6 protein-coding genes and 2 pseudogenes are annotated in these 7,136 nt (G+C 65.4%); 2 read left to right on the plus strand and 6 right to left on the minus strand.

Annotated features, from left to right (window positions below):
• Both JOY90_RS04200 and JOY90_RS04205 read right to left on the minus strand, forming a co-directional pair.
• A pseudogene (locus tag JOY90_RS04200) lies at positions 1-391 on the minus strand (polysaccharide deacetylase); the annotation flags it as partial.
• A gap of 157 nt (positions 392-548) precedes the next feature.
• The gene (locus tag JOY90_RS04205) at positions 549-1,304 is read right to left on the minus strand and encodes an aspartate/glutamate racemase family protein (protein WP_291689901.1); all 756 of its coding nucleotides are present in this window, start codon (positions 1,302-1,304) and stop codon (positions 549-551) included.
• Between the two features lie 145 nt (positions 1,305-1,449).
• On the opposite strand from JOY90_RS04205, the gene JOY90_RS04210 reads away from it, so the two are divergent.
• Positions 1,450-2,211: an aspartate/glutamate racemase family protein gene (locus JOY90_RS04210; RefSeq protein WP_291689902.1), complete on the plus strand. Its 762-nt coding sequence runs from the start codon at positions 1,450-1,452 to the stop codon at positions 2,209-2,211.
• A 17-nt stretch (positions 2,212-2,228) separates the two neighbouring features.
• The gene (gene hydA / locus JOY90_RS04215) at positions 2,229-3,644 is read left to right on the plus strand and encodes a dihydropyrimidinase (protein ID WP_291689903.1); all 1,416 of its coding nucleotides are present in this window, start codon (positions 2,229-2,231) and stop codon (positions 3,642-3,644) included.
• 296 nt (positions 3,645-3,940) lie between these two features.
• Here the strand turns inward: hydA and gfa are convergent, their stop codons facing one another.
• The 4 genes and pseudogenes from gfa to xoxF5 form a co-directional block, all read right to left on the minus strand.
• Entirely contained in the window at positions 3,941-4,504 is a 564-nt protein-coding gene (gene gfa, locus JOY90_RS04220) for an S-(hydroxymethyl)glutathione synthase (RefSeq protein WP_291689904.1), read from the minus strand.
• A 30-nt stretch (positions 4,505-4,534) separates the two neighbouring features.
• Positions 4,535-5,644, minus strand: coding sequence for an S-(hydroxymethyl)glutathione dehydrogenase/class III alcohol dehydrogenase (locus tag JOY90_RS04225; RefSeq protein ID WP_291689905.1), 1,110 nt, complete (start codon positions 5,642-5,644; stop codon positions 4,535-4,537).
• Positions 5,645-5,723: 79 nt separating this feature from the next.
• Complete coding sequence (locus JOY90_RS04230) at positions 5,724-6,245, minus strand: c-type cytochrome, methanol metabolism-related (protein WP_291689906.1); 522 nt, start codon at positions 6,243-6,245, stop codon at positions 5,724-5,726.
• A gap of 77 nt (positions 6,246-6,322) precedes the next feature.
• Positions 6,323-7,136 (minus strand): annotated as a pseudogene (gene xoxF5 / locus JOY90_RS04235) (lanthanide-dependent methanol dehydrogenase XoxF5); the annotation flags it as partial.

Consider the following 7,136-nt stretch of genomic DNA (forward strand, 5'->3'; position numbering starts at 1 on the left):
CCTTGTGGATCGGCCCCTGCTGATAGGCGTGGCCCATGAACTCCCAGCCGAGGTCCTTGGCCTGTTGCGCGACGCGCGGATAGTCCTCGCAGACGCGGGCATTGATCGACAGCGTCGGGCGGATGCCGAGCCTGCGGTAGAGATCGAAGAACCGCCAGCAGCCGACGCGCACGCCGTATTCGTGCCAGCTCCAGTTCGGCACGTCGGGCAGCAGCGGCACGCCGGTCGGCGCCGGCAGCACCTGCCGCGCCATCGGCTTGGCGATGTCCCAGACCTCGTAATTGACGATGGTCCAGATCACGATGCGGGCATTGCCGGGCAGCTTGAGCGGCGGGCGATCGACGATCGCGGAATAGTCACAGCGTTCACGCGGGATCATCGGCTGGCTCATCACGGTCGCTCCGGCAGGATGTGAGTAGGCTAAAGCGCGATGAGATTGAGTTGAATCGTCATCGCGCCTTAGCTCTTGTTTGCGCATGATCTTTTCGGAAAACCGCTTCGCACTTTTCCGGATCATGCTCCAGGCTCGGATGCGAGGCGGAGGCCTGTCAAGCCGAACCGCCCCACCAGGGGTGGTTTCGGGGATCGGAGAACAGGCCGCCCCAGCCCCGGATGACGCGCGGGTCGCATCCGGCGAGGCGCAGGCATTCCAGCAGCGTCACCGCCACCGAGTCGTAGACGGGCAGGCCGAGCTCGGCTTCCAGCGTCGTCGCGAGATGCGCGCCGCGCATGTTGGTGCACACGATCGCGACCGCCTCACACCCGTCCTGGACCACGGCGCGAGTCATCGCCGCGATATCTTCCGGCGTCACGGCGGCGAAGGAGAAATTGTCCTGCAGGCCACGATGGCGTTCCGCGCTGCAGGCAAAGCCTGCCACCGACCAGTTGGCGATGATCTTCGCCTGGACGTCGTCCAGATAAGGCGTCACAAGGCCGACGCGCGTGACGCCGGTGCGGCGGAACAACTCGCGGAACGCCAGCACGGTCGTCGTCGCGGCGATGCCGGTGGCGGCGCGGATGCGCGCGCATAGCGCCTCGTCGTGCTCGAACCCCATCCACGCGGCCGAGGTTCCGTTCCAGGCGATCACGTCGACCTTGGCGTCAGCCAGCAGCCGGGCCGCGAGCAGGCGCTCGCTGTCGTCGAACTGCCGCAGCGCCTGGTCGGACAGCGCGATCTCGGTGACGCGAAAGCGCGAGAAATGCGCCGTGATGTCGGGGGTGCCCGCGAGCATCGCCGACGTCACCGGCTCGAGCACCGTGTTGGACGAAGGCGTCAGCATTCCGAGACGGGTCGCGCGGGGCATGGATCGTGCTGCAAATTTGTGCCGGGTGATGATCGAGGATACACAGATTGTCCATGGTGACAGTGGCGAAAAGTCGTACGTTCCTGCAACAGCAACGGGCACCGGGAGGCAGGACCGTGGATCAACGCTACCTTCGGCACGGCAGATGCGCGTTCTGGTCGTAAACCCCAACACCACGGCGGCGGTCACCGATCTCCTGGTCGCTGCGGCGGCTCCGGTTGCCGCAACCGGAACCGAGCTCGTTCCGCTGACGGCGCCGCGCGGCGTTCCCTATCTCGCGACCCGCGCGGAGGCTCAGATCGGCGGTGCCATTGCAATCGAGATGCTCGCGGAGCATCACGCCTCGGCCGATGCGGCGATCATCGCCGCTTTCGGCGATCCCGGCCTGTTCGGCGCGCGCGAATTGTTCGACATTCCCGTGATCGGCATGTCGGAGGCGGCGATGCTGACCGCCTGCATGCTGGGCAGGCGCTTCGCCATCGTCACCTTTGCGACGACGCTCGGCACCTGGTACCGCGAATGCGTCGAGATGCATGGATTGCGCGAGCGTTGCTGTGGCGTGCGGGCGCTGGACCAGTCGTTCAGGTCGCTGGCCGACGTGCAGGAGGAGAAGGAGGATCTCCTCGTGTCGCTGGCCAACCAGGCGGTCACCGACGACGAGGCCGACGTGGTCGTTCTCGGCGGCGCGCCGCTGGCAGGTCTTGCGTCCAGGGTGCGCAACCGCGTGCCGGTGCCGCTGGTCGATCCGATCGCTTCCGCGGTCAAGCAGGCCGAGGCGTTGGTGACTTTGGCGCCGCGCAAGGCGATCGCCGGCACGTTCCGGCGGCCGGCGGCCAAGCCGACCCTGGGCCTCAGCGAAAAACTTGCGGCACGGATCGAACATCGCGACAGTGACAGCCCTTCCTGACATGGATGGATCAGCACATGGCCTTCGACAGCATCATCCGCGGCGGCACGGTGGCAACGGCCTCCGATACCTTCAGCTGTGACGTCGGGATCGCCGGCGGGCGCATCGCCGCGCTCGGCCACGATCTCGGCGAGGCGGGGCGGATCATCGATGCGACCGGCCAGCTCGTGCTGCCCGGCGGCATCGACAGCCACGTCCACATCTCGCAGCCGAGCGGGCCGGGCATCGTGATGGCCGACGATTTCGAGAGCGCGACCCGCGCCGCGGCGTTCGGCGGCAACACCACGGTGCTGCCGTTCTGCATGCAGGAGCGCGGCCACAGCCTGCGCCAGGCGGTGCGCGACTATCACGCCAAGGCCGACGGCAACTGCTACATCGACGTCAGCTTCCACCTCATCATCTCCGATCCGACCGACCAGGTGCTCGGCCAGGAACTGCCGGCGCTGATCAAGGACGGCTATTCCTCCTTCAAGGTGTTCATGACCTACGAGGACCTCGCGCTGAGCGATCGCCAGATCCTGGAGGTGATGTCGGTCGCGCGTGAGACCGGCGCGCTTGTCATGGTGCATGCCGAGAATTTCGACGCCATCCGTTTCCTCACCGATCGGCTGGAGCGGGCGGGGAAGACCGCGCCGCATTTCCACGGCTCCTCGCGACCGATCCCGGTCGAGCGCGAGGCGACCCACCGCGCCATCACGCTGGCCGAGCTGATCGACGTGCCGGTCATGATCGTGCACGTCTCCAACCGCGAGGCGATGGAGGAGATCCGCCGCGCCCAGCAGCGCGGCTTGAAGGTGTTCGGCGAGACCTGTCCGCAATATCTGGTGCTGACCGAGAAGGACATGGAAGGGCTGAACATGGAGGGCACGAAATATGTCTGCAGCCCGCCGCCGCGCGACGTCGCGAGCCAGCAGGCCTGCTGGGAAGGCCTGCAGCAGGGCGTGTTCAGCGTGTTCTCCTCCGACCATTGCCCGTTCCGCTATGACGAGCAGGGCAAGCTGGCGCCGAAGGGTCGCACCAGCTTCCGCTGGGTGCCGAACGGCATTCCCGGCATCGAGACCCGGCTGCCGATCCTGTTCTCGGAAGGTGTGGTGAAAGGGCGCATCGACCTCAACCGCTTCGTCGCGCTGTCGGCGACCAACCACGCCAGGACCTATGGGCTCTATCCGCGCAAGGGCACGATCGCCGTCGGCGCGGATGCCGATATCGCGATCTGGAATCCCGTGCGCGAGGTCGTCATCAGCCAGGACATCCTGCATCACGGCTCCGACTACACGCCCTATGAGGGGATCCGCGTCACCGGCTGGCCGGTCACTATGCTGGTGCGCGGCGAGATCGTCGTCGACGACGGCAAGCTCGTCGGCCGCAAGGGCGCGGGCCAGCATCTGGCGCGCGATCCCGTGACGCCGCCGAAGATGACGCTGGCGCAATAGCCCGCGCCGGCGTGTCCGGCCCTCATCCCGCTTGTCGCGGTTTCGATGGTCATTCAAAAAACTCGCCCGGCAGCGGAGCCGGGCGAGGAAGCCGACTTTGACAAAGTCGGGGGAGAAAGCTGCTGCGGTCTCCTATGGTGTCACAACCCGGACGGAGCCGTAGGGTGGGCTAAGGCGCGGAGCGCCGTGCCCACCATCTATCGACGTCATCGCCCTGAATCGTGGGCACGCTTCCGCCTTCGCGTGGCGAACTCAGGTGCATGTGGCCGCTTGGCCCACCCTACCGATCGTTGTTTCTACGCAGCCTTGGATTTCGCCACGTGGGTCGCGATCGCGTCCATCAGCGGCGGCGACAGGCAGTCATAGGGCTCGAGCCCGAGCTCCTTCAGCCGTGCGCGGATGCCGTCCATCTGCTCCGGCTTCACACCGGACTCGATGACCGAGGAGACGAAGGCGGCGAAACCGGGCGCCGCCCAGCCGCCTTCCTGGAACAACTCCGGATGGACGAAGTCCAGCCCGTAGAAGGGATGGCCGGTGTTCTCGATGCGACCATACATGTGCGTGCCGCAGGCCTTGCAGGCGTAGCGCTGGATCACGGCCGAGGAATCGACGATCTGCAGCTTGTCGCCGTTCTCGAGCACGGTGACGTTCTGGCGCGGCACCACGGCGACGACGGAGAAGGCCGCGCCCTGCGGCTTCCAGCACTTGGTGCAGCCGCAGGCGTGGTTGTGGGCGACGTCGCCCTTGACGCCGACCTTCACCGGCTTGTCGTGGCATTTGCAGACCAGCGTTCCACCGGCAAAAGAGCCGGAGCCCTTCTTGACGCCGTTGTCAACCGCGGGGTGGATGAGAGCAGCCATGAGTCAATCCTCCTTGTGTGCGACGTTTCTCTAGAACACGACGACCGAGCGTATCGATTTGCCTTCATGCATCAGGTCGAATCCCTTGTTGATCTCCTCGAGCTTGAGCACGTGGGTGATCATGGGATCGATCTGGATCTTTCCGTTCATGTACCAGTCGACGATCTTCGGCACGTCGGTGCGGCCGCGCGCGCCGCCGAACGCCGTGCCCTTCCAGACGCGGCCGGTCACGAGCTGGAACGGCCGGGTGGCGATCTCCTTGCCGGCTTCGGCGACGCCGATGATCACGGAGACGCCCCAGCCGCGATGGCAGCATTCCAGCGCCTGGCGCATCACCGTGGTGTTACCGGTGCAGTCGAAGGTGTAGTCGGCGCCGCCGTCCGTCAGCGTCACCAGGTGCGCGACGATGTCGCCGGAGACCTGCTTCGGATTGACGAAGTGCGTCATCCCGAATTTGCGGCCCCATTCCTCCTTGGAATCGTTGACGTCGACGCCGATGATCTTGTCGGCGCCGACCATCTTGGCGCCCTGGATGACGTTCAGCCCAATGCCGCCGAGGCCGAACACGACGACGTTGGCGCCCGGCGTGACCTTGGCGGTGTTGACGACCGCGCCGACGCCGGTGGTCACGCCGCAGCCGATGTAGCAGCTCTTGTCGAAGGGAGCGTCCTCGCGGATCTTCGCCACCGCGATCTCCGGCAGCACCGAGAAGTTCGAGAACGTCGAGCAGCCCATGTAGTGATAGATCGGCTTGCCCTGGTAGCTGAAGCGCGAGGTGCCGTCGGGCATCAGGCCCTTGCCTTGGGTGGCGCGGATCGCGGTGCAGAGATTGGTCTTCTGGCTGAGGCAGCTCTTGCACTGCCGGCATTCCGGCGTGTAGAGCGGAATCACGTGGTCGCCGGCCTTTACCGAAGTGACGCCGGCGCCGACCTCGCGCACGATGCCGGCGCCTTCGTGGCCGAGGATCGAGGGGAAGATTCCTTCGCTGTCGAAGCCGTCGAGCGTGTAGGCGTCGGTGTGGCAGATGCCCGTCGCCTTGATCTCGACCAGGACTTCGCCGGCCTTGGGCCCTTCGAGATCGACCTCGACGATTTCCAGCGGCTTCTTGGCTTCGAAAGCGACCGCAGCGCGCGTCTTCATTGCAAACTCCTCTTTGACCCTTCAGGGGCACCAGACGTTGTCACACGTCCCATGTCGCCTTCCTACCATCGATCCATCATCAATGTTTGGTGCCCATGCATGAGTTTTCGGCGTCGGTATATGCTTGCGTCTTCTCCTCGTGCTTGGCCGGACGCGTACGGCCCCACGCCTCGTTGGCGCGGGCGCGCAGATAGACATAGAGGTCGTCCATGTAGCAGGCCACGTTCGGATTATCGCCGAAGGCGGGCATCACGTTCTCCTGCGCCGTCGAGACGTTCTTGCGGCCGCTCGCCACCGTGCTCAGGAAGTCGCCGTAGCTCATGGTCTTCAGCGAGTCCTTCAGCGCGGGCGCGTAGGTCGATCCCATTCCGTCCGGCCCATGGCAGACGTGACATTCCGAATGATAGCGGCGGTATCCGGAATAGGTGTACCAGTCCACGGTGCCGTCGGCCGCGATCTTGTAGGTTGGATTGCCTTCCTTGTCGAAATACTTGCCGTCCTCGGACTTCACCGCGGCCGGGTCGCCCGAACCGTCGGCGAAGGCAACTGTTCCGGCGGCCACGAGGAACGCCGCGGCCACCAATAAGAAAATGATACGCAAGAGCTTGTCCTTGACTGTCGGTGGCAGGCCTTCCGGCGCGTGGAACGGTCCACACGCCGGAAGCGAGCATGCCTGGCTTACTGCGGCAGCGAGAACACGGTCAGCGTGCCGCCGAGCGCCGTGTAGTTGCTCAGGGCGGCATAGCCGCCGACGGCGCCGAGGCCCGCGGTCGGATCGGTCAGACCGGCTGCAAGCCCGATGCCCGCCCAGCCACCGACGCCGGACAGCACTGCGACGTACTGCTTGCCACCTTGCTCATAGGTCGTGACGTTGCCGATGATGCCGGACGGAGTCTTGAACTTGTAGAGCTCCTTGCCGGTCTTGGCGTCGACGGCCTTCAGGTAGCCTTCGAGCGTGCCGTAGAACACCACGCCGCCGGCGGTTGCGAGCGCGCCCGACCAGACCGAGAACTGCTCCTTGTTGGACCAGACGATCTTGCCGGTCTTGCCGTCCCAGGCGATGAAGTTGCCCATGTTGGTCTCGCCCTGGGGCGGATACATCGACAGCGTCGCCCCGACATAGGGCTGGCCGGCGGTGTAGCTCACCTTGAACGGCTCATAGTCCATGCAGACGTGGTTGGTCGGCACGTAGAACAGCTGGGTGTCCGGCGAGTAGGCCGCAGGCTGCTCGTCCTTGGAGCCGAGCGCCGCCGGGCAGACGCCCTTGGTGTTGTGGTCCTCGCCCTGCTTGTCGGTCGAGTATTGCGCGACGACCTGAGGACGCCCGTAGGTCTTAGAGTTCTTGTCCATGTCGACCTTGGTCGCCCAGTTCACCTTGGGATCGAACTTCTCGGCCACCAGCAGCTCGCCGTTGGTGCGGTCGAGCGTGTAGCCGAAGCCGTTGCGGTCGAAGTGAACCAGGATCTTGCGGGCCTGACCGTTGATGCTCTGG

Source organism: Bradyrhizobium sp. (assembly GCF_019242285.1).
Taxonomy (GTDB): Bacteria; Pseudomonadota; Alphaproteobacteria; order Rhizobiales; family Xanthobacteraceae; genus Bradyrhizobium.

What these genes read in the sequence shown, in the direction of transcription:
- JOY90_RS04205 (WP_291689901.1), bottom strand. Translation starts at nt 1,304, where the DNA reads ATGCCCCGCGCGACCCGTCTCGGAATGCTGACGCCTTCGTCCAACACG.
- JOY90_RS04210 (WP_291689902.1), top strand. Translation starts at nt 1,450, where the DNA reads ATGCGCGTTCTGGTCGTAAACCCCAACACCACGGCGGCGGTCACCGAT.
- hydA (WP_291689903.1), top strand. Translation starts at nt 2,229, where the DNA reads ATGGCCTTCGACAGCATCATCCGCGGCGGCACGGTGGCAACGGCCTCC.
- gfa (WP_291689904.1), bottom strand. Translation starts at nt 4,504, where the DNA reads ATGGCTGCTCTCATCCACCCCGCGGTTGACAACGGCGTCAAGAAGGGC.
- JOY90_RS04225 (WP_291689905.1), bottom strand. Translation starts at nt 5,644, where the DNA reads ATGAAGACGCGCGCTGCGGTCGCTTTCGAAGCCAAGAAGCCGCTGGAA.